Here is a 19,948-nt window from a genome sequence, read left to right on the forward strand (position 1 = left end):
GCCATCCACCCAAACTGCCAGACGCCGCTGTCCCGCTGATCCTGAAAGCATTGGAAGAGTTGGGCCCAGAAGGCTTTGGCTATGAAGATCAGCGCTGGACGACACAGCGGATCGCCGATGCCATTGCCACTCTGACCAAGATCCAGTACAGCCAGTCACACATGAGCAAGTTGCTGCGACGCTGGGGATGGTCCTGGCAGAAACCCAAACGCCGTGACATTCGGCGTGATGAGACCGCCATTACCCATTGGCAGCAGCAGATCTGGCCGGCGTTAAAAAAAACAGGCGAAGGAACAGAATGAAACCTTGGTATTCATTGATGAGTCCAGCTTTCACCTGTGTTCGCATCATGCCAAGACCTTCGCGCCGATAGGACAGACGCCGGTTGTAAAAGGCAAACGAGGGCAAACACCTCGCTTTATGGTCACGGGCGCCGTTTCTCCCGAAGGACGAACGTATTTTAGCTGGACGACCGAGCATGTTACCGGTGAGACCGTGGTCGAGTTTTTGAAGAAACTGCTTCGTTACTGGCCCGGTAAGCTGCGGGTCATCTGGGATAACGCTCCCGTGCATAGAAGCAAGGCCGTTAAATCCTGGTTGTCGATGCCTGAGGTTCAGCAGCGTTTGTCGCTGGAAGCGTTGCCACCGTACGCTCCGGAGCTGAACCCGGCAGAAGCGCTATGGAGTTGGCTCAAACGGCAACGTGCGAACCTGGCCTTCAAAGACGGCTTGGCCTTACGGCAATGGTTGGAGCAGAAAACGAAGTGGCTAAAACGGCAGCGCAGTTTTGTAACGAAATTGATGAAGGCTTCGCCAATATATTAATCAGTAATAATTAGGTCAGTAAGCCTGTATTTGTGGGCCACGGGCCAATACCCCTTGGTGGATGCCATTCGCATCAGCCTGTTCAACCTGGTGTCGGTGATCACCACCACCGGCTTCGGGCTGGAAGACTTTGGTGCCTGGGGTCCCTTTCCGCTGGTGTTGTTTGCCCTGCTGATGCTGTGCGGGGCCTGCTCCGGCTCCACCTCGGGCGGGTTCAAGATTTTCCGGCTGCAGGTGGGCATGGCGCTGTTCCGCCGCCAGCTGCACCAGCTGATGCACCCGCAGGCGGTACTGCCACAAAAGTACAATGGCCGCCGCGTCAACGACGATATCGTACGCTCGCTGATCACCTTTATCTTTGGCTATTTCGCCACCATGCTGGTGCTGGCTCTGGCGCTCAGCCTGATGTCGCTGTCGCCCCAGGTGGCGATCACCGCCGCAGTCACCGCCGTGGCCAATGTGGGGCCGGGTATCGGTGAACTGATCGGCCCCACCGGCAACTTCGCCAGCCTGCCCGATGCCGCCAAATGGCTGCTGGCGCTGGGCATGCTGATGGGACGGCTGGAGATACTTACCGTGGCGGTGTTGTTTGTGCCGGGGTTCTGGCGTCATTGAGCCACGCCGGCTCGGCGTCTTCCCGGGCCCGCTCCCGCAGGTGCTCGGGCAGCGGCTTGGTTACCTCCACGCCCAGCTCGCGAAAGGCCTCGGCCTGGCGCACCAGGTTGCCCCGGCCCTGGCTGAGCCGTTTCATGGCGCGCTGATAGCTGTCGTCAGCGCGACGCAGCGAGCCGCCCACCGCCTCCATGTCTTCGGTAAACAGCCGCAGCTTTTCGTAGATTTTGCCGGCCGACTCGGCAATGCGCCGGGCGTTCTGGTTCTGCCGCTCCACCCGCCACAGGTTCTCTATGGTGCGCAGGGCCACCAGCAGGTTGGTGGGACTCACCAGCAAAATATTGTGGTCGAGGGCGTATTTCACCAGCCCGGGCTCATGCTCGACCGCCACCAGAAAGGCCGGCTCCACCGCCACGAACATCAGCACATAGTCCAGGGTGCGCACCCCCTGCAGCTGGTGATAATCCTTGCGCCCCAGCTCACGAATATGGCCCCGCACCGAGGCCACGTGCTCCCGCAGCGCCTGCTCGCGTTCGCCCTGGGTTTCGCCGTTGAAATAGCGCTCATAGGCGGTGAGGGAGACCTTGGCATCGATGATGATGTCCTTGTCCTGGGGCAGGTGCACGATCACATCGGGCTGATAGCGCTTGCCGTCGGCGTTGCTCAGGCTTTGCTGGGTGCTGTATTCGTGGCCTTCGCGCAGGCCCGACTCGGACAGCACCCGGGACAGCACCACCTCGCCCCAGTTGCCCTGCTGTTTGCTGTCGCCCTTCAGGGCCCGGGTCAGGGCATTGGTGTCGGCGCTCATCTGTTTGTGCAGCTCCGCCAGCCGTTCGATCTCGAACTTCAGGCTGTGGCGCTGGCGGCTCTCGTCGGCGTAGGTTTCCTGCATATTGCGGCGAAAGCCTTCCAGCTGCTCCCGTAGCGGCCCCAGCAAGGCGTCCAGACTGGTCTGATTCAACTCACGCAGGTTATGGGTTTTCTGCTCAAAAATGCGCTGGGCCAGGTTTTCGAACTGCTGCTGCAGCCGGGTTTCACTGGCTTCAAACTGGGCCTGCTTTTCCGCCGCCCACTGCCGCTCCTGACGCAGCAGTGTCTCGTATTCCTTGAGCCGGCCGTTCATTTTCAGTACCAGCTGCTGCTGCTGCTCCAGCCGCTGGCGCGTGTCCTGCAGCTCGGCCTGGCGCGCTTCCAGCGCCTGTTGCCAGTGGTGGCTCTGCTGGGCCAGCAATTGCAGCCGGCCGCCCATGGCCAACCGGGTCAGCCCCCAGCCGGCCAACCCCGACAGCGCCGCCAGCCCCAGGGGCCAGTATTGCGGCAACCATTCCGTCATGCCTTACCTCCGCCGCGTGATCAAGGCCAGTACCCGGCGGTTGAGCCGCCACCACAAAAGCACATAGAGCAGATACAGGGACACCAGTATCCACTTGTGATGATTCACGCCATTGTCAAAGTCGCTCAGGGGCACTCCCAGCACTTCCACATAGCCGAATACCAGCAGAGGAAACATCAGAAACACCGACCAGCGCCAGCACAGCACCAGGACGGAAACCAGCAGACTGTCATTCACGCAACACCGTCCCCCTTCACATCATCTGATACCAGTTTACCAGCCAGGTGCTCCCGCAGCCGCCCCGAAGGAACGGAAGAGGAAGACGACAGGGTACAGGCGGCCCAGCGCCCGGCCTCGTCCAGGGCATCGGCCATGGACCGCCCGGACACCAGCGCGTGGATCAGACCGCCGGCAAAGGCATCCCCGGCGCCGGTGGCGTCCACCACCTCAACCGCCGGTGCCGGCACGCAAATGCGCTCATCGGCAGAGATGGCCTCGGCACCGCGCTCGCCGTGAGTGAGCACCAACCATTCCAGCCGCTCACCGGCCAGACGCTGAGCATGCCGCCAGGGATCGGCCACCTCGCCCATGTCGGCGGCAGAGGCGATCATCACCCGGCAGGGCCGCGTCCAGCGACCGCCACGGGGATACTGGCTGATCACCAGGCTGTGGCCGTTCATGGCCTCCATGTAGGTCGCCACTTCGGCGCCGTCGGTATTGACATAAAGGCAGTCAAACGGCCCTTGAGGCAGCCGGGCCGGCAACGCCGTGTCGCGGGGCTGGCGCAGTATGGTGCGCTCGCCCCGGCTGTCCACCAGCACCAGCAACTCGCCGGCAGGAGCGTCTGTCCGCTCCACATACTCCAGGTCAAGCCCCAAGGCCGCCGCCTGCTGCAGCAGCCAGTCACCGGTGTCGTCCCGCCCCAGGCGAGACGCCAGCATCACCCGATGCCCGGCCCAGCACAGGCCGGTGCCGGTATTGGCCCCCCCGCCGCCCAGGCGTCGCCCACCATCCCGGTAATGCAGGCGGCCGCCGCCGGTCAGCGGCGCTTCCAGCTGCAACACATGGTCACAGTTGAGGTTGGCCAGCAGCACGATACGCTTGTTGATGTTGTTTGCTCCCGGCATGAACCACCTCCTGAGCCCTGAGAAAGCGCATCTTAGCCAAGGCCGCAGGCGGGCACCACCCCGCAGGTCCATTTAGCGCCGGTCAGGCCGGTGCTTCGAACAGCTCCAGACTCAGGCCGTCCCATCCCGCGCGGATCCCGGACGGCAGCGCATGCCGCTGCAGCCAGCGGTGAAAATCATGACCAATGTGGGTCAGCACCGTGCTGCAGGGCCGCAGCGCGGCGTGAAGCTCCAGCACCTCATTCAGGCTGTTGTGATTGCGCCCGGCGCTGCCCGGCGGAAAGCTGCAGTCGAGTACCAGCACATCCAGCGGCGGCAGTGCCTGCAACAGCACCAGGCTGTGGGCCGGCAGCCCCTTGGTGTCGGTAAGGTAGGCCAGTCGCCGGCCATGATACTCAAACAGGTAACCCAGGGTCGGGCGGGAATGCACCATGTCCAGCGGGGTGATGTGCAGATCATGCAGTTGCCAGGTTTTGTCATGGGCCATTTCCGGCCTAAAATCCAGGCAACCCGGGTACTTCAGCAAATCGGCACAGCCGTCGGGATCGGACGGGCACCACACCGGTATGGGGGCCGCCGGCCCCCAGCGCAGATGAAACAGCCCTTGCACATGATCCACATGAAAATGGGTCAGCAGCATGCCATCGAGACTGCCGGGCGCAAAACGCCGGTGCAGATCCGGCAGGCCGGCGTCCAGCAACAGCCGGTGCTCACCCCATTCCAACAGCGCCGAACAGGGCATCCGGCCCAGCCGGGGATCGGTCTCTGCCCGACGGCAGTCCACACAGTCACAGCCATAAAGGGGCATGCCGCCGGCCGCCCCCGTGCCCAGCAGGGTCAGACGCATACCTGCTCTCCTTTGCGATAACGCTCAAACTGCTGCAGGGTCTGCTGCAACGGGCCTGAGTTATCCAGCCGCCATGCCGACGCCGGCAGCTCCTGATTGTGAACCTCGGCCCGCCGCAGCCGCTGCCGAATTTCACCTTCGCTTTCCCGACCCCGGGCCCGCAACCGCCGGCCCAGGGTCTCGCTGTCCACGGTCACCAGCACCGGCACCAGGCGTTCGCCAAAGCGGGCCTCGGCCAGAGGCAGGCTGGCCCGGGAGCCATTCACCATCACATCCCGCCCCGAGCTCAGCCAGCAGTCGATCTCGCAACCCAGGGCATAGCGGTGGCCATTGGCCTGCCAGTCGAGAGCAAACAGACCCAGCTCACAACGCAACTGAAACTCGACCTCGGACAGCTCCACATGATTTTCACCGCCGGCACAGGCGGACCGGGTGATATAGCGGTGCGCCACCAGCAGCTCACTTTCGAGCCGCCGGCGCACCAGCTGCATAAAGCTGTCCTTGCCGGCGCCGGAAGGGCCCATCACATAAAACAGTCTGCCGGGCTGGCGATTCATGGTGCTCCCCTTTTCCATCAGTAAGCCAGCTCACCCCGGCACCAGACCCGGGCCGGGTACTCCTGTTCGTCCTGCTGCCGTGCCAGCACCAGATCGGCGCGCTTGCCTTCCGCCAGCACGCCCCTGTCGGTCAGCCCCAGGCTGTGGGCCGGGTTGCGTGTAGCCAGCCGCACCGCATCGGCCAGTTGCAGGGCGTTGCGATCATCGGCGGCCAGGCGGAACACCGCATCCAGCAGGCTGCCCGGATAATAATCGGACGACAGCACATCCAGCACGCCCAGGGTGGCCAGTTCATGGGCGGCCACATTGCCGGAATGAGAGCCGCCACGCACCACATTGGGGGCGCCCATCATCACCATCAGGCCATGCCGGTGAGAGGCCCTTGCCGCCTCCACCGTGGTAGGAAACTCGGCCAGTACCATGCCCAGCCGGTGGGATTCCTGCACATGAGCCAGGGTGGCATCATCATGGCTGGCCAGGGAGATACCGCGCTCCCGGCACTGACGGGCGATCTCGTTGCGGTTGGGGGTGGACCAGCGCGCCGACAGCGCCAGCTGATGCTGCTCAAATTCGTCCATCTGCCGGTCGTTAAGACGATATTTTCCCTGATAGTACTCCCGGTATTTTACCGGATTGACAAACTGGCGCTGGCCCGGGGAGTGATCCATCAGCGACACCAGCCGCACCTCCGGCAGCCCGATATAGTGCTCAAACAGCGGCACAGTAGTATCGTGGGGCAACTCGCAACGCAGGTGCAGCAGATGCTGGGCCCGGTTCAGGCCGCGACGCTCGCTGTCCACCACGGTATGGATCATGCGGTCCAGGTTGTCCCGGCGGGTACCGTCGTCACGCTCGTCGCCGATGGCCACCGCGTCCAGCACGGTAGTGATGCCGGCCGACACCACCTGGGCGTCGTGGGCACGCATGGCCGCCAGGGGTGGCCAGTTTACGCCCGGTCGCGGGGTAAAATGCTTGTCCAGGTTATCGGTATGCAGCTCCACCAGGCCGGGCAGCAGCCAGCCGCCCTCACCGTCCATGGCGCCGGGCTGGTGGCTCTGGCTGTCGGCCATGGCACGGATCACGCCGTCCCGAACTTCCAGCGAGCCCTTGACCACCTCGTTTTCCAGCACCAGATTCACATTGGTAATAATCATGCTCAGGCTCCCTTACTGCATCACCGGCCGGCTGTCGGCGCGGGACTGAATATCATAAAGACGATCGGCAACCTGCTCGCGTACGTCCTCGTCGTGAAAAATGCCGACAATGGCGGCGCCCCGGGCCTTGGCCTCGTGAATAAGCTCCACCACCACCGCCCGGTTGGCGGCATCGAGGGAAGCGGTCGGCTCATCCAGCAGCAATACCGGATAGTCGGCGATAAAGCCCCGGGCGATGTTCACCCGCTGCTGCTCGCCGCCGGAAAAGGTGGCCGGCGCCAGCTGCCACAGGTGCTCGGGCACATTGAGCCGGGCCAGCAGATGCTCGGCCCGTTGCCTGGCCTCGGCCCGGTCGCCGCCCTGCTCGATCATCGGCTGCATCACCACTTCCAAAGCGCTGATGCGGGGGATCACCCGCAGAAACTGGCTGACCCAGCCAATGGTCTGGCGGCGCACGTTCACCAGGGCGCGCGGGCTGGCCTGGGTCATGTCCAGCCACTGGCCCTGATGCATCACCTCGATACGGCCGGTGTCGGTGAGGTAGTTGCCGTACAGGGTGCGCAGCAGGGTGGACTTGCCACTGCCGGAGCGGCCGTGCAATACCACGCATTCTCCCGCCGCCACACTCAGGGACGCGCCGGCCAGCACCGGCAGGCGAATGCCGTTCTGGTTGTGCAGCACAAAGGTCTTGTGAACGTCGGAAACTTTCAGTGCAAGGGTCATGACGGCTCCTAGCTTTGCAGTACGGAAGACACGAGTAACTGGGTATAAGGGTGCTGCGGGTCATCCAGCACCTGATCGGTCAGCCCGGTTTCCACCACCCGGCTCTGTTTCATCACCATCAGCCGGTGCGACAACAGCCGCGCCACCGCCAGATCGTGAGTGACGATAATCACCGCCAGCCCCAGCTCGGACACCAGCCGGCGCAGCAGATCCAGCAAGCGGGCCTGCACCGACACATCCAGGCCGCCGGTGGGCTCGTCCATGAAGATCAATTTGGGGTGAGTCACCAGGTTGCGGGCGATCTGCAGCCGCTGCTGCATGCCGCCGGAAAAGGTCACCGGCATGTCATCGATGCGATCGGCGGGAATTTCCACATCCTCAAGCCATTGCAGCGCCTGTTCGCGAATGTTGCCGTAATGACGCTGGCCCACCGCCATCAGCCGCTCGCCGATGTTGCCGCCGGCCGATACCCGCGGGCGCAGGCCGTCGAGGGGATGCTGGTGCACCACGCCCCAGTCGGTGCGCAGCAGCTGGCGACGCTGGCTTTCGGCCATCTCATACAGGCTCACCACCTGCTCCAGCTGGCTGGCGGCGCTGCCGCGCAGATACAGCACTTCGCCCTCGTCCGGCGCCAGCCGGCCGGAGATGGCCCGCAGCAGGGTGCTCTTGCCGGAGCCGGACTCGCCGACGATGCCCAGTACTTCACCGGGGTACAGATCAAAGGAGACCTCGGCAAAGCCCTTGCCCGGGGCGTACAGTTTGGTCAGGTTGCGGACCGACAGCAGCGCCTGCTCCGGCAGCTGAACGGTGGCCTGTTGCGGTGTCATGTCAGTGTCTCCCGCCATGGATAGGGTGTGTTGATTCATGCCTGTTGCTCCAGCTGCTGACGGCAGTAGTCGGTATCAGAGCAGATAAAGACCCGACTGCCCTGATCGTCGGTCACCACCTCGTCGAGGAAGCTGTCGGTGGCGCCACAGATATCGCAGGGCTCATCCCACTGCTGCACTTCAAAAGGATGGTCGTCAAAGTCCAGGCTGGTGACCCGGGTGTAGGGCGGAATGGCGTAGATGCGCTTTTCCCGGCCGGCGCCAAACAGCTGCAGCGCCGGCATCATGTCCATCTTGGGGTTGTCGAACTTGGGGATCGGCGAGGGATCCATGATGTAACGCTCATTGACCCGCACCGGATAGGCGTAGGAAGTGGCAATCTGGCCGTAACGGGCGATGTCCTCGTACAGCTTGACGTGCATGATGCCGTACTCCTCCAGGGCGTGCATTTTACGGGTCTCGGTTTCCCGCGGCTCGATAAAGCGCAGCGGCTCCGGAATGGGCACCTGATACACCAGGATCTGGCCCGGCTGCAGTGCCGTTTCGGGAATGCGGTGCCGGGTCTGGATCAGGCTCGCTTCGGTGGTCACCTCGGTGGTGGCCACGTCGGCCACCTTCTCAAAGAAGGCGCGGATGGACACTGCATTGGTGGTGTCGTCGGCGCCCTGATCGATCACCTTGAGGGTGTCTTCCCGGCCGATCAGCGCCGCGGTCAGCTGCACGCCGCCGGTGCCCCAGCCATAGGGCATGGGCATTTCCCGGCCGCCAAAGGGCACCTGGTAACCGGGAATGGCCACCGCCTTGAGCAACGCCCGCCGAATCATGCGCTTGGTCTGCTCGTCCAGATAGGCGTAGTTGTAGCCCTGATGCTGTGTGTCGTGCTGGGTGTTCATGCTTGCTTCTCCTGCTCGTCCTGCGCCTGTTCGTGCTCCCTGCGCATGCGGCGCAGCAGCTCCAGCTCAGCCTGAAAATCGACGTAATGGGGCAGCTTGAGATGCGACACAAAACCTGCCGCTTCCACGTTGTCGGCATGGGCCAGCACAAATTCCTCGTCCTGGGCCGGGCCGGCCACCTGCTCGTCGTACTCCGGGGCCTGCAGCGCCCGGTCCACCAGCGCCATCGACATGGCCTTGCGCTCGCCAAAACCAAAGGTCAGGCCATAACCGCGGGTAAAGGCCGGCTTTTGCTGCTTATCGCCGGTAAAACCGTTGATCATCTGGCACTCGGTCAGCTCGATGTCGCCGATCTCGATGGCAAAGCCCAGTTCCTCGGGCACCAGCTCCAGGGTCACCTCACCGGAGCGGATCTCGCCGGCAAAGGGATGGTTGCGGCCATAGCCGCGTTGGGTGGAATAGCCCAGCGCCAGCAGAAAACCCTCGTCGCCGCGCACCAGCTGCTGCAGCCGGGCCGAGCGGTCACAGGGAAAGGTCACCGGGGTCATGGTGACATCGGCGGGCTCAGCGCCATGGTCGCTTTCCACCACCAGCAACTGCTGCCGCTCGAGCATGGCCGACACCTGGGGGCAGGGCTCGGCCTCGGTCACCACCGGCGCCGGGCCGGGATGCTCGCCCTCGGCCAGCAGGGCAAAGTCCAGCAGGCGGTGGGTATAGTCGTAGGTGGGGCCCAGCACCTGGCCGCCGGGCAAGTCCTTGTAGGTGGCCGAGATGCGGCGCTCGATGCGCATGCGGGCGGTGTCCACCGGCTCGGTGACCGCCAGCCGGGGCAGGGTGGTACGGTAGGCCCGCAGCAGGAAAATGGCTTCCACCAGATCGCCGCCGGCCTGCTTTACCGCCAGCGCCGCCAGTTCCTTGTCGTAAATGCCGCCTTCGGTCATCACCCGATCCACGGCGCCGGCCAGCTGCTGCTCCACCTGAGTCACGCTGAGTTCGGGCTGTTCGGTATCGCCGCGGCGCTTCTGCGCCTGCAACTGATGGGCGGCGGCAATGGCCTTCTCGCCTCCCTTGACTGCTACATACATGGGTTACACCTCCACTCGGGTAGAACGGGGAATCGCGATCAGCTCGCGCTCACAAACGAATATCAGGTCAACCCCCAGGGGCGAACGCAGCTCCCGCTCACCGAGCCAGCGCACCAGGGCCGGCGGCAGACTGCCCAGAAACACGGAGCGTTTATCCGCAATGCCGGGGCCAGACAGCACCGCCTCCACACCACCGTCCAGTGAGTCGGTTTCCACCACCAGGGTCGCACCCTGATCCGGGTATTCCTCGGTGCCCGCCGGCAGCGACGTCAGCACCGCCTCACAGGCGTCCGAATCCTGCTGCGCCAGCACCGCAAAATCGGCCTTCCCCGGCTCCTCCATCAACGGTGCGCCGACGTGAAAACGCAGATTGTCGAGAACGACCTGATCGGCACTCAGGCTGGGTGACAACCACAACCGGGTATGATGGTCGGCCAGGGTCAGCAGCACCTGCACGGAACCAGCGTTGAGGGCACCAAAGGCGCCAGCCCGGTCCAGCTCGACGTGCGTGCCCGGCTCCGCCATGGCGGTCAGCAGGCGACGGAAACAGGTCTGGCTGTCGTGTACGGCATCGGCAAAGGCCGTGGTAATGGTGGTCATCAGTCTTCTCCCCGCACCATGGTAAAAAAGTCCACCTTGCTGGCCGCCACCTGCCGGCGACGCAGCTCCTCCTGCTCGGCCTTGTGCGCTGCCAGCGGCGCGATCAGCTCCCGGTTAAGCCGTTCGCTCATTTCACCGGTCTGCATCAGGCCGTCGATCACCGCGGCCAGCTCGGCATGGGCCTTGTTGCGGCCGCATACATAGCTGTAGCCAAGCTCGCCGCCGGCCAGCCGGATCACCGACCGGGTAATGGTGATATCGCCCAGATTGAACTGGCTGCCAGTGGCGCCCATGCGCGCCCGCACCTGAGCCAGGCCCACTTCCGGCGCCCGTATCAGTTCATAGTCGGGGGTCAGCGCCAGTGCCTGCCAGCGGCCGTCCAGCTCGCCCCAGGAGGCCCGGGCCAGTACCGACATCCATTGCTTTCGTTGTGGTGTATTCATTTAGTGCTCCACGACATATTCAATCAGGTCGGAACGGGACGAACTGACGGAGAATTCCGCAATTCGATTCGTTCCCTTGATCTGGTTTCTGGTTTTGATGCGCATCACCGGCACCAGTTTGTTTATTTGCAACAAGCGGCACTCTTCACTCAGCGGCGTGCGGGCACTTAAGCGGGTTGATTGCCGCTTGAGTTCCATATTCAGTGTTTTTCTTAAAAACTCATGCAATGAACCTTGCCTGAAGTGCTTTAATACCGGCCACCAGTCCGGGTCAGGCAAATAATGGTTAATCACACAGCGGGGAATGCCTTCCGTTTTTCTCAGTGTTTGTATGTGAATAATTTTTTGCTCCGGCTCCACTTCCAGCTCCCTGGCCAGCTTGCCGTTGGCCACCATCATCCGTGACCTGATGACCCGGCAGCTGGGCAGAGAGCCCTGCTCCAGCAGGTTGCCGGTATAATGGGCGCCGTCGTGCAGCAGGTACTGGTGTGGCTGCCGCACCACCATATTGCCCTTGCCCTGATGTCGCTGGATCAGGCCATTGGCCACCAGCTCGTCAATGGCCCGGCGCACGGTGTGACGGTTAACCTGAAAGCGCGTGGCCAGCTGCATTTCCGGCGGTAAATAATCTCCCGGCTGATAATGTTGTCTGATATCCGATTCCAGCTGCCGGCTGATTTTCATGTATATCCGCATTTGCTGTCGCTCCGGTTATAAATTCCCTTTGTCTAGACAACATCGGTTAAATAAATCAGATGTACTTTTTGCGAATATATTGGGAGGCCACGTCGAGCAGGCTGACCGTGACAATCACCACCAGCATGATGGCGGCGGTCTGCTCAAACTGAAAACTGCGTATCGCTTCCCACAGCAGCACGCCAACGCCACCGGCCCCCACCATGCCCACGACGGTGGCCGAGCGCACATTGGACTCAAACCGATAGAGCGAATAGGAGATCCACAGCGGCAGCACCTGGGGCAGCACGCCATAGAGAATTTCCTCCAGCTTGCCGGCACCGGTGGCCCTTACTCCCTCGATGGGGCCCGGTTCAATTGCCTCCACCGCCTCGGAAAACAGCTTGGACAGTACCCCTGTGGTGTGCACAAACAGCGCCAGCACACCGGCAAAGGGACCCAGGCCGACGGCCACCACAAACAGCATGGCGAACACCATTTCATTGATGGCCCGGGCCGCGTCCATCAGCCGGCGCATCGGCTGGCATACCCACTGGGGAAACAGGTTTTCGGCACACAGCAGGCCAAAGGGAATCGACAGCACGATGGCCAGCAGAGTGCCCCAGAGCGCCACCTGCAGAGTGACCAGAGTCTCTTTCAGGTAAAGCTGCCAGTGGGTGAAGTCCGGCGGGAAAAAACCCGTCGCCAGCTCGGCCATGTTGCCGGCATCACGTACCAGCACGGAGGGATTCATTTCCGCCCCCTGCCAGGCCCAGGCCAGCACCAGCGCCAGCAGACTCCATTTAACCCATTGCCACAGGCGCAGGGTCGGGCCCGGCTGGCTCACAACGTCGGTATTCATTGTTACGGTCTCCGGTAACCGTGAAAGGCCGGGAACACCGGCCTTTCACCGGCATTTAGTTGGTTATGGCTTCCAGGGCGGACATCTGGCGGTTCATCGCCGCCAGCTGCATCTTGACCTGTTCGATATCCGCCGCATCGGCCTGGTTGTTTTCCAGCACCGTCAGCTCCTTGAACAGCTGCAGCTGGCGAATGGGCAGCAGTTGCAGGTTGCTGGAGGGCTTGAAGGAATCCCAGTCCAGCGCCGCCAGAATCTCCTTCTGCTGTTGATCCCCGGATTTGCCGTAGTTCATGAAGAAGTCGTAGACGACCTGCTTGGTGGCTTCCGGCAGGTTCTTGCGCCAGACGATGGGATCGGCGGGGATCAGCGGCGACTTCCACAGCACCTTGATGTTTTTGGCTTTTTCCGGCTCGCGTTCGGTGAATCGCGCCAGGCTTTCGGTGTTGTTGGTGGCCACGTCCACCTGCTTGTTGAGCACGGCAAACAGGTTGACCTCATGGCTGGAATTCAGGGTGCGCCTGAATTCCTGAGGAGACGCGTCGTTCTGGGCAAACACGTAATAGGAAGGCACCAGAAAGCCGGAGGTGGAGTTGGGATCCCCGTTACCAAACACCAGCTCCTTGCGCTGGGCCAGCACATCACTGACCGAGGCCAGCGGACTGTCCTGGTGGGCGATCAGCAGGCTCCAGTAACCGGGCTGACCATCGGCACTCACCGTCTGGGCAAAGATTTCGCCGCCGGCGCGGTCCACCGCTTCCATGGCCGACTTGTTGCCCAGCCAGGCGATGTCGACCTTGTCAAAGCGCATACCCTGAATAATGCCGGCGTAATCGGGGGCAAAGAATGCCTCCACCTCAACGCCCAGCCGTTTTTCCATGTCATCCAGAAAGGGCTCCCAGCTTTGCTTGAGGTTCTGCTGGGACTCGGTAGAAATAATGCCAAAATGAATGGTCGACAGCGGCGCCTCGCCGGCCAGTGCCGGCGCCGCCATCAGGGCGCTCAACAGGCTCACGCCACCCACGAGTTTTTTCAGTGCATGCTTCATGACGGTTATCCTTGAATGGGGCTGGTTATAAAGGGAGCAGACAGCGGACGCAGGCCGGACGCCATGGCCGGCGTCCGGGCATCCGGCCGGGATTTGGTATAAAGGGCAGCCAGTTCACGCTCGGTGATGGTGCCGGAGGCGCCCTGGTAGAAAATTTCCCCTTCCCGCAGGGCCACCAGGTACTGACAGTATTTCAGCGCGTAGTCCACCTGATGCAGGGTCACCACCACCGGAATGCCTTCACGCTCATTGATGTCCTTGAGCAGTTCCATCACGGTGCGGGCCGACTCGGGATCGAGGGATGCGATGGGCTCGTCGGCAAAGATGATGCGGGCCCGCTGCATCAGGGAGCGGGCGATGGCCACCCGCTGCTGCTGACCACCGGACAGGGTGGACACCCGCTGGCCGGCAAAGGCCGCCATGCCAACCCGCTCCAGTGCCTGCATGGCCTGCCGGCGCTGCTCGGTGGTAAACCGGCCGGTCAGGGTGCGCCAGCGGGCGGTGCTGCCCAGGGCGCCAATCAGCACATTGGTCAGCACACTCAGGCGGTTGACCAGGTTGAACTGCTGAAAGATATAGCCGGCCCGGGCCCGGCAATCACGCACCTGGCTGGCGGCCCGGCCACCGGACTGCACCAGCTGCCCCAGCACACGAATCTCGGATTCGCTCTGCCTGTCGGAATACACCAGGCCACTCAGATGACGCAGCAGGGTGGACTTTCCCGAGCCGGACGGTCCCAGCAGGGCAGTGATGCCCGAATGAGAGATATCCAGACTGATTTCTTTCAGCGCTTTCTTGTTGTCAAAGGTCTTGCTCAGACGCCTGACCTCAATGATCTTGTTGCTCATTGTCAGCAGCCTCACGTTGGTTTCGTGGGCCATGGTGCTGTCGGCAGATGACAGTTTTATGGAGGAATTGCGTCAGAAAAAGGCTGGAGAAAAGCTGTTGAGCATCAAGAGAGCTACGTAACCATATGTTTTATAATGAGTTAAAAATTAAGCTCCAATTTGGCGGTCAACTTGTATAGACATGAGTGTCAGAAAAACTTCATTCGATCTGCGCCATCGGCACACGCCAAAAACGACGAAGCCGCCTCAAGAGGCGGCTTCACGCTTCAAAGAGAAACGAGGGAGATCAGCCCTGCAGTACCCGATCCAAAGCGGCTTCAAAGGTGGCCACTGTGCCATCCACGTCCTTCAGCTTGTCGAGACCAAACAGGCCCAGGCGGAAGGTCTGAAAGTCGGCAGGCTCGTCGCAGGCCAGGGGCACGCCGGCGGCAATTTGCAGGCCCTCGGCGGCAAACTTGCTGCCGCTCTTGATGCCGGCGTCGTCGGTGTAGCACACCACCACGCCCGGCGCGGCAAAGCCGTCGGCGGCCACGCTCTTGATGCCCCGGGCAGCCAGCACGGCGCGCACCTTGTCGCCCAGCTCCTGCTGACGCTGTTTCATCACCTCAAAGCCCAGCTCCCGGCTTTCCACTATGGTGTCGCGGAAGGCGGTAAGGGCGTCGGTGGGCATGGTGGCGTGGTAGGCATGACCACCCTGCTCGTAGGTTTCCATTATCTGCAGCCACTTTTTCAGATCCATGGCAAAGCTGCTGCTCTGGGTGCCTTCAATTCGCTCCCGGGCCAGTTCACTCAGCATCACCAGACCGCAGCAGGGTGAGCTGCTCCAGCCCTTTTGCGGAGCGCTCAGCAGAATGTCGACACCGCAGGCGTCCATGTCCACCCAGATGGTGCCTGAAGCGATACAGTCGATCACCAGCAGGCCACCCACCTCGTGCACGGCGTCGGCCATGGCGCGAATGTAGTCATCGGGCAGCATCATGCCGGCGGCGGTTTCCACGTGGGCGGCAAACACCAGATCGGGCTTCTGCTCACGAATGGTGGCCACCACTTCCTCGATGGGGGCCGGCGCCATGGCGGCCTGGGGGCCGGCTTCAATGGTGCGGGCCTTGAGCACGGTCTCGGACGCGGGAATATTGCCGGCCTCAAAAATCTGGCTCCAGCGGTAGCTGAACCAGCCGTTACGCACCACCAGACAGCGCTTGTCGGTGGCGAACTGGCGGGCCACGGCTTCCATGCCAAAGGTGCCGCTGCCGGGCACGATCACCGCCGAATGGGCGTGATAGAGCTCCTTCAGGCTGGCGGAGATGTCCCTCATCACTTGCTGAAAACGCGCCGACATGTGGTTAAGGGCGCGGTCGGTGTACACCACCGAATATTCCAGCAGACCATCGGGGTCGATATTGGGCAGCAATCCGGACATAATCACCTCTTGAAAAACGTAACTGATACTGAAAGCAGGAGCGCGAACGCGCCGCCGAATACCCTCAAGGATGGCACAGTCTTGCCGGTGAGGGCTACTGCTCATTTGGAGCCAGGGAACGGCGGACGGCGTGGTCTGAACGGTCAATAATGCCCAATCTTTTGCAAAACAGCAAAGAAACAACCAACAAAACTGCCTTTAAACCAATTTAGTAAAATTTAAAACTAACTTTAATGTTAAAGGCAAACCAATAACCCACAACAGAGAGAATTCATGAACGAAACATTCAGCCTTGAGGGCAATGACTACATTCCCCTGTGCAACCTGCTGAAAGTACTGGGCTGGTGCGACTCCGGCGCCATGGCCAAGGCGGTGATCGACGAGGGTGCCGTCACCGTCAACGGTCAGGTGGAAGTACGCAAGCGCTGCAAGATAGTGGCGGGGCAGGAAGTGTGCTTTAACGGTCATACAGTCACCGTCGGCGAATAACCGACAAAAGGGGCCGCCGGCCCCTTTTTCGTTAATGGCCCGGGCCCTACAGCACCTGGGCCGCAATCCAGCCAAACAGGATCAGCGGAATGTTGTAGTGCACAAAGGTGGGGATCACAGAATCGCGAATATGATCGTGCTGGCCGTCCACATTCAGCCCGGCTGTGGGTCCCAGGGTGGAGTCCGATGCCGGTGAGCCGGCATCCCCCAGGGCGCCGGCGGTGCCCACCAAGGCAATGGTGGCCATAGGCGAAAAGCCAAAGCTCAGCGCCATGGGCACAAAAATGGCGGCGATAATCGGCACAGTGGAAAAGGACGAGCCAATGCCCATGGTGATAAACAGTCCCACCAGCAGCATCATCAGCGCGGCCATGGCCGGACTGTCGCCAATCAGGGTGCTGGTGCCCGCCACCAGTTCGGGAATGGCGCCGGTGGCCTTCATCACGCCAGCAAAGCCCGAGGCGGCAATCATCACAAAGCCGATAAAGGCCATCAGCCGCATGCCCTGGGTAAACACATCATCCTGCTCCTTCCACTTGAACAGGCCGTTAATCGACAACAGGCTGAACCCCAGCAGGCCGCCCAATACCATGGAGCCGGTCAGCACCTGCACCGTGAGCGCCCCCACCACGGCCGCCGCCAGCACGGCCAGCTGCAAGTGAGAAAGTGACGTGGCCTTGTCCTGATCGGCACCGCCCATAACCGGCTGATGATATTCCACCTGACGGTAATCCCGGGGCTTGCGGTAGCTGAAAAACACCGCCACCAACAGCCCTGCCACCATGCCCAGCGCCGGGATCAGCATGGCTTTGGGCGCCATGGCATAGCTCACCTCGAGCCCGAGCCCGGCGCCCGCCTCGTTGACGTTTTGAGTGAGAATGTCGTTCAGAAAGATGGCGCCAAAGCCCACCGGGGTGATCATGTAGGGAATGACAATGCTGAAGGTGAGCACACAGGCAATAATGCGCCGGTCCAGCTTCATCATGTTCATCAGACCCAGCATAGGCGGGATCAGCATGGGAATAAAGGCAATATGAATGGGCACTATGGTGTCGGCGGAAAAGCCGATCACCACCAGGGCGCCGTAAATGCCCCATTTGACGTATTTCATGCGGGTGGCGTCTTCGCCGGCGCCAATCAGCCGCAGGGTACGCGCCGCCACCAGGTCGGCAATGCCGGTGCGCGACAGCGCCACCGCAAAGGCCCCCAGGGTAGCCGAGGCCAGGGCCACCACGGCGCCGCTGCCCAGACCGCCGTTAAAGGCGGCAATAATGTCATTCACCGGCATGCCCGCATGCAGGCCGCCCACCAGGGCGGAAATCACCAGGGCAATCACCACCGGCACCCGCAACAGGCTCAGGGCGGTCATAATCAGTACTGCCAATACAATGGTATTCATCGACACCTCCATGTCGTCATGCTTGCAACACAGCCCGGCACCCGGCTGGCGGGCCGGGCCGAGCCCGGTTACAGCCGGCCGTAAAAGGTCATGCGGGCGTTTTCCGACAGCGCCACGCCGGGCTGGTTGTTGTAGGCCAGCACCACCAGCATGCGGGTAATATCGCCCTCGGTGGGAGTGACCCGGTGCAGGGCATTGCGGCCGCGAAACAGCACCAGGGCACCGGGCTCCATGCTCAGCTGTTTGGGCGTCACCTTCCCCGCCAGCACCCGGCCAACACCGTCGTAGTTCATGTCGCCGTTGTCGGCATCGCGCAGGTTCTCCACATACTCAAACACGCCACCGCCGGCAGGCTTCTGGATCAGCAGGGTGGTGGCAAAGGACGAGTTGTCGAAGTGCCAGCCCAGCTCCTGGCCTTCGCTGGCGTAATGCAGGTTAATGGACGACAGCGGATCGGCGTATTCATACAGGGTCTCTTCCAGCACCTCGCCGAGAAAGTCACGAAACACTCCGGCGTTGTAGAGCGTGCGCAGGGGCGAGTCCTGCGCCACTATGTCATCGGTAATGCAGCCCTTGGACGAAGTGACGCTGGCGTTGCGCGGGTGATCCCCGGCAAAGGCCGGATCGGACTCGGAAAGATAGACGTTATGCTGCTTGGCGGTGTAGTAGGCCAGGTGCTGCTTGGCCAGGCCCTCCTGCCTGACCAGCTCTACCGCGGCCGGCTTCATGAAGCCGGTCAGCACCAGAGCGCCGGTCTGCTCCAGGGTCTGGCGGCAACGGTTGCGAAAGCCGGGGTCGTCAATGGGGCAGGCCTGCAGATCAATAATGTCACGCAATGGGCCCAGATCATGGGCAGGGCACAACTCACTCAGGTTATTCATTGTTATTGCTCCGGTCGGATTGGGTCTTGGGATTACTGCCCACTCACCATACAAAACCCGGCCAATACCCAATAACGATAAAAACTTAACTCAGCATTAACATCTTTTAACTTTCCGATTACCGCTTCCGGCTTGATTCGCCGGCCGCTGGCTCGCATGATCGGCCTTGCCTTGTACGCTAGGCGCGGCATGACATGGAAGGAACACAATGGAACCCAGCACTTATCGCCTGCCCAAGCTCAGCAATATCATGGCCTTTGAAACCGCGGCCAAAACCGGCAGCCTGGCCGGCGCCGCCGACATTCTGTGCCTGACCCCGGCCGCCGTCAGCCAGCAGATCCGTCAGCTGGAGGATCACCTTGGGGTCAAGCTGTTCCTGCGCTCCAAGCACGGGGTGGAGCTGACCGAAGCCGGCACCAGTTACCTGGCCTTTACTCAGGAAGCCTTTGAAACCCTGCGCACCGGCCAGCAAAGCCTGGCCCGCTATCAGGGGGAGCAGGCACTGACCATTACCGCCCTGCCCACCCTGGCCAGCCGCTGGCTGATGCCGCGCCTGTACCAATGGATGGCGGCGCACCCGCACATTCAGTTGCGGGTGCAGGCCACCCACAGCCAGATCGATTTCGGCACCGATCCCACCGACTTTTACCTGTCCTTTGGCGACGAGCATTATGCCGCCCAGCACTGTGTGGAACTGTTTCGGGATCGGGTGATGGCGGTGTGCAGCCCGGCGCTGTTGCCCGGCGGCCGGGGACCGGTTGCGTTTGAACAGGTCGCCGACCGCCCCATGATCCACATTGACTGGGGCCGGGACGGCCGTTTTCTGCCGGACTGGAGCGAATGGCTGCTGGCCGCCGGCCACACCGCCAGCCCGGCCCGTTCCGGACCTTCTTTTAATCTGTCGTCCATGGCCATTGATGCCGCCCTCGCCGGACAGGGCCTGCTGTTGGGTCAGCGCGCCTTTGTGCACGACGACCTCAGGCAGGGGCGTCTGGTGGCGCTGTCGACGCTGACCCTGCCCCTGAACAAGGCCTACTATCTGGTGTACCCGGAGCGGGTGCTGAAAAAGCCCGGCGCGCGCGAGCTGATGGAATGGCTGTGTGAGCAGGCCGCGCAGGAGTGCTGAGGCCAAAAAAGACATGCAAGCAAAAAAGCCTCGCATTGCTGCGAGGCTTTTTTTAAGAGTCTGGTCGGCATGAGAGGATTCGAACCTCCGACCCCTTCGTCCCGAACGAAGTGCGCTACCAGGCTGCGCTACATGCCGTTAACGGGGCGAGAATTTACAGAAACGCCGGCCCCCTTG

24 protein-coding genes and 1 tRNA gene are annotated in these 19,948 nt (G+C 62.0%); 5 read left to right on the top strand and 20 right to left on the bottom strand.

What is annotated here, in order from left to right:
• The 3 genes from DA373_RS10450 to DA373_RS10460 all read left to right on the top strand — a co-directional run.
• Positions 1–302: helix-turn-helix domain-containing protein (locus DA373_RS10450; RefSeq protein WP_198650294.1), on the top strand; the 302-nt coding region annotated here is incomplete at its 5' end.
• 4 nt (positions 303–306) lie between these two features.
• Entirely contained in the window at positions 307–825 is a 519-nt protein-coding gene (locus DA373_RS10455) for an IS630 family transposase (RefSeq protein WP_107852258.1), read from the top strand.
• Positions 826–855: 30 nt separating this feature from the next.
• A complete protein-coding gene (locus DA373_RS10460) occupies positions 856–1,440 on the top strand; it encodes a potassium transporter TrkG (RefSeq protein ID WP_232821252.1) in 585 nt (194 codons plus the stop codon).
• On the opposite strand, the gene rmuC is transcribed toward DA373_RS10460, so the two are convergent.
• The 17 genes from rmuC to DA373_RS10545 all read right to left on the bottom strand — a co-directional run bounded on the left by rmuC (position 1,397) and on the right by DA373_RS10545 (position 15,876).
• Positions 1,397–2,770 carry a DNA recombination protein RmuC gene (gene rmuC / locus DA373_RS10465; protein ID WP_107852260.1) on the bottom strand — a complete coding sequence of 458 codons (1,374 nt, stop codon included), beginning with the start codon at positions 2,768–2,770 and terminating at the stop codon, positions 1,397–1,399. The genes DA373_RS10460 and rmuC overlap by 44 nt on opposite strands.
• 3 nt (positions 2,771–2,773) lie before the next feature.
• Positions 2,774–3,007, bottom strand: a complete 234-nt coding sequence (locus DA373_RS10470) for a hypothetical protein (protein WP_107852261.1) — start codon at positions 3,005–3,007, stop codon at positions 2,774–2,776.
• Positions 3,004–3,897 carry a PfkB family carbohydrate kinase gene (locus tag DA373_RS10475; RefSeq protein ID WP_107852262.1) on the bottom strand — a complete coding sequence of 298 codons (894 nt, stop codon included), beginning with the start codon at positions 3,895–3,897 and terminating at the stop codon, positions 3,004–3,006. The genes DA373_RS10470 and DA373_RS10475 overlap by 4 nt, the downstream gene beginning before the upstream one ends.
• Positions 3,898–3,979: 82 nt before the next feature.
• On the bottom strand, positions 3,980–4,744 hold the full coding sequence (phnP, locus tag DA373_RS10480) for a phosphonate metabolism protein PhnP (RefSeq protein WP_107852263.1): 765 nt from the start codon (positions 4,742–4,744) through the stop codon (positions 3,980–3,982).
• On the bottom strand, positions 4,735–5,301 hold the full coding sequence (gene phnN / locus DA373_RS10485; RefSeq protein ID WP_107852264.1) for a ribose 1,5-bisphosphokinase: 567 nt from the start codon (positions 5,299–5,301) through the stop codon (positions 4,735–4,737). The genes phnP and phnN overlap by 10 nt, the downstream gene beginning before the upstream one ends.
• 17 nt (positions 5,302–5,318) lie before the next feature.
• Positions 5,319–6,455 carry an alpha-D-ribose 1-methylphosphonate 5-triphosphate diphosphatase gene (gene phnM, locus DA373_RS10490; RefSeq protein ID WP_107852265.1) on the bottom strand — a complete coding sequence of 379 codons (1,137 nt, stop codon included), beginning with the start codon at positions 6,453–6,455 and terminating at the stop codon, positions 5,319–5,321.
• Between the two features lie 12 nt (positions 6,456–6,467).
• Positions 6,468–7,178 (bottom strand): phosphonate C-P lyase system protein PhnL, encoded by a 711-nt coding sequence (gene phnL / locus DA373_RS10495; RefSeq protein WP_107852266.1) that lies wholly within the window; start codon positions 7,176–7,178, stop codon positions 6,468–6,470.
• An 8-nt stretch (positions 7,179–7,186) separates the two neighbouring features.
• Positions 7,187–8,005 carry a phosphonate C-P lyase system protein PhnK gene (phnK, locus tag DA373_RS10500; protein WP_107852267.1) on the bottom strand — a complete coding sequence of 273 codons (819 nt, stop codon included), beginning with the start codon at positions 8,003–8,005 and terminating at the stop codon, positions 7,187–7,189.
• Between the two features lie 35 nt (positions 8,006–8,040).
• The gene (locus DA373_RS10505; RefSeq protein ID WP_107852268.1) at positions 8,041–8,898 is read right to left on the bottom strand and encodes an alpha-D-ribose 1-methylphosphonate 5-phosphate C-P-lyase PhnJ; all 858 of its coding nucleotides are present in this window, start codon (positions 8,896–8,898) and stop codon (positions 8,041–8,043) included.
• The gene (locus tag DA373_RS10510; RefSeq protein WP_107852269.1) at positions 8,895–9,983 is read right to left on the bottom strand and encodes a carbon-phosphorus lyase complex subunit PhnI; all 1,089 of its coding nucleotides are present in this window, start codon (positions 9,981–9,983) and stop codon (positions 8,895–8,897) included. The genes DA373_RS10505 and DA373_RS10510 overlap by 4 nt, the downstream gene beginning before the upstream one ends.
• A 3-nt stretch (positions 9,984–9,986) precedes the next feature.
• Entirely contained in the window at positions 9,987–10,583 is a 597-nt protein-coding gene (phnH, locus tag DA373_RS10515; RefSeq protein WP_107852270.1) for a phosphonate C-P lyase system protein PhnH, read from the bottom strand.
• Positions 10,583–11,026, bottom strand: coding sequence for a phosphonate C-P lyase system protein PhnG (gene phnG / locus DA373_RS10520; RefSeq protein WP_107852271.1), 444 nt, complete (start codon positions 11,024–11,026; stop codon positions 10,583–10,585). The genes phnH and phnG overlap by 1 nt, the downstream gene beginning before the upstream one ends.
• Positions 11,027–11,722 carry a phosphonate metabolism transcriptional regulator PhnF gene (phnF, locus tag DA373_RS10525; RefSeq protein ID WP_107852272.1) on the bottom strand — a complete coding sequence of 232 codons (696 nt, stop codon included), beginning with the start codon at positions 11,720–11,722 and terminating at the stop codon, positions 11,027–11,029.
• A 55-nt stretch (positions 11,723–11,777) separates the two neighbouring features.
• Positions 11,778–12,563: a phosphonate ABC transporter, permease protein PhnE gene (phnE, locus tag DA373_RS10530; protein WP_107852273.1), complete on the bottom strand. Its 786-nt coding sequence runs from the start codon at positions 12,561–12,563 to the stop codon at positions 11,778–11,780.
• A gap of 55 nt (positions 12,564–12,618) precedes the next feature.
• Entirely contained in the window at positions 12,619–13,608 is a 990-nt protein-coding gene (gene phnD, locus DA373_RS10535; protein ID WP_107852274.1) for a phosphonate ABC transporter substrate-binding protein, read from the bottom strand.
• A gap of 5 nt (positions 13,609–13,613) precedes the next feature.
• A complete protein-coding gene (gene phnC / locus DA373_RS10540) occupies positions 13,614–14,456 on the bottom strand; it encodes a phosphonate ABC transporter ATP-binding protein (RefSeq protein ID WP_107852338.1) in 843 nt (280 codons plus the stop codon).
• A gap of 286 nt (positions 14,457–14,742) precedes the next feature.
• Entirely contained in the window at positions 14,743–15,876 is a 1,134-nt protein-coding gene (locus tag DA373_RS10545) for an aminotransferase class V-fold PLP-dependent enzyme (protein WP_107852275.1), read from the bottom strand.
• Between the two features lie 273 nt (positions 15,877–16,149).
• On the opposite strand from DA373_RS10545, the gene ybcJ reads away from it, so the two are divergent.
• Positions 16,150–16,365 carry a ribosome-associated protein YbcJ gene (gene ybcJ, locus DA373_RS10550; protein ID WP_107852276.1) on the top strand — a complete coding sequence of 72 codons (216 nt, stop codon included), beginning with the start codon at positions 16,150–16,152 and terminating at the stop codon, positions 16,363–16,365.
• 46 nt (positions 16,366–16,411) lie between these two features.
• Here ybcJ and DA373_RS10555 read toward each other — a convergent pair whose 3' ends face one another.
• Positions 16,412–17,764 carry a Na+/H+ antiporter family protein gene (locus DA373_RS10555; RefSeq protein ID WP_107852277.1) on the bottom strand — a complete coding sequence of 451 codons (1,353 nt, stop codon included), beginning with the start codon at positions 17,762–17,764 and terminating at the stop codon, positions 16,412–16,414.
• A 68-nt stretch (positions 17,765–17,832) separates the two neighbouring features.
• Positions 17,833–18,645, bottom strand: a complete 813-nt coding sequence (locus DA373_RS10560) for a HalD/BesD family halogenase (RefSeq protein WP_107852278.1) — start codon at positions 18,643–18,645, stop codon at positions 17,833–17,835.
• A gap of 208 nt (positions 18,646–18,853) precedes the next feature.
• Between DA373_RS10560 and DA373_RS10565 the strand changes: the two genes are divergently transcribed.
• Positions 18,854–19,771 carry a LysR substrate-binding domain-containing protein gene (locus tag DA373_RS10565; RefSeq protein WP_107852279.1) on the top strand — a complete coding sequence of 306 codons (918 nt, stop codon included), beginning with the start codon at positions 18,854–18,856 and terminating at the stop codon, positions 19,769–19,771.
• Positions 19,772–19,832: 61 nt separating this feature from the next.
• Here DA373_RS10565 and DA373_RS10570 read toward each other — a convergent pair.
• Positions 19,833–19,909: transfer RNA gene (locus tag DA373_RS10570), tRNA-Pro, on the bottom strand.
• Positions 19,910–19,948 lie beyond the last annotated feature (39 nt).

The organism is Oceanimonas marisflavi (assembly GCF_003049725.1).
GTDB lineage: Bacteria > Pseudomonadota > Gammaproteobacteria > Enterobacterales > Aeromonadaceae > Oceanimonas > Oceanimonas marisflavi.

Coding starts and splice junctions, on each gene's coding strand:
- rmuC (WP_107852260.1), bottom strand. CDS start 2,770: ATGACGGAATGGTTGCCGCAATACTGGCCCCTGGGGCTGGCGGCGCTG.
- DA373_RS10475 (WP_107852262.1), bottom strand. CDS start 3,897: ATGCCGGGAGCAAACAACATCAACAAGCGTATCGTGCTGCTGGCCAAC.
- phnP (WP_107852263.1), bottom strand. CDS start 4,744: ATGCGTCTGACCCTGCTGGGCACGGGGGCGGCCGGCGGCATGCCCCTT.
- phnN (WP_107852264.1), bottom strand. CDS start 5,301: ATGAATCGCCAGCCCGGCAGACTGTTTTATGTGATGGGCCCTTCCGGC.
- phnM (WP_107852265.1), bottom strand. CDS start 6,455: ATGATTATTACCAATGTGAATCTGGTGCTGGAAAACGAGGTGGTCAAG.
- phnL (WP_107852266.1), bottom strand. CDS start 7,178: ATGACCCTTGCACTGAAAGTTTCCGACGTTCACAAGACCTTTGTGCTG.
- phnK (WP_107852267.1), bottom strand. CDS start 8,005: ATGACACCGCAACAGGCCACCGTTCAGCTGCCGGAGCAGGCGCTGCTG.
- DA373_RS10505 (WP_107852268.1), bottom strand. CDS start 8,898: ATGAACACCCAGCACGACACACAGCATCAGGGCTACAACTACGCCTAT.
- DA373_RS10510 (WP_107852269.1), bottom strand. CDS start 9,983: ATGTATGTAGCAGTCAAGGGAGGCGAGAAGGCCATTGCCGCCGCCCAT.
- phnH (WP_107852270.1), bottom strand. CDS start 10,583: ATGACCACCATTACCACGGCCTTTGCCGATGCCGTACACGACAGCCAG.
- phnG (WP_107852271.1), bottom strand. CDS start 11,026: ATGAATACACCACAACGAAAGCAATGGATGTCGGTACTGGCCCGGGCC.
- phnF (WP_107852272.1), bottom strand. CDS start 11,722: ATGCGGATATACATGAAAATCAGCCGGCAGCTGGAATCGGATATCAGA.
- phnE (WP_107852273.1), bottom strand. CDS start 12,563: ATGAATACCGACGTTGTGAGCCAGCCGGGCCCGACCCTGCGCCTGTGG.
- phnD (WP_107852274.1), bottom strand. CDS start 13,608: ATGAAGCATGCACTGAAAAAACTCGTGGGTGGCGTGAGCCTGTTGAGC.
- phnC (WP_107852338.1), bottom strand. CDS start 14,456: ATGAGCAACAAGATCATTGAGGTCAGGCGTCTGAGCAAGACCTTTGAC.
- DA373_RS10545 (WP_107852275.1), bottom strand. CDS start 15,876: ATGTCCGGATTGCTGCCCAATATCGACCCCGATGGTCTGCTGGAATAT.
- ybcJ (WP_107852276.1), top strand. CDS start 16,150: ATGAACGAAACATTCAGCCTTGAGGGCAATGACTACATTCCCCTGTGC.
- DA373_RS10555 (WP_107852277.1), bottom strand. CDS start 17,764: ATGAATACCATTGTATTGGCAGTACTGATTATGACCGCCCTGAGCCTG.
- DA373_RS10560 (WP_107852278.1), bottom strand. CDS start 18,645: ATGAATAACCTGAGTGAGTTGTGCCCTGCCCATGATCTGGGCCCATTG.
- DA373_RS10565 (WP_107852279.1), top strand. CDS start 18,854: ATGGAACCCAGCACTTATCGCCTGCCCAAGCTCAGCAATATCATGGCC.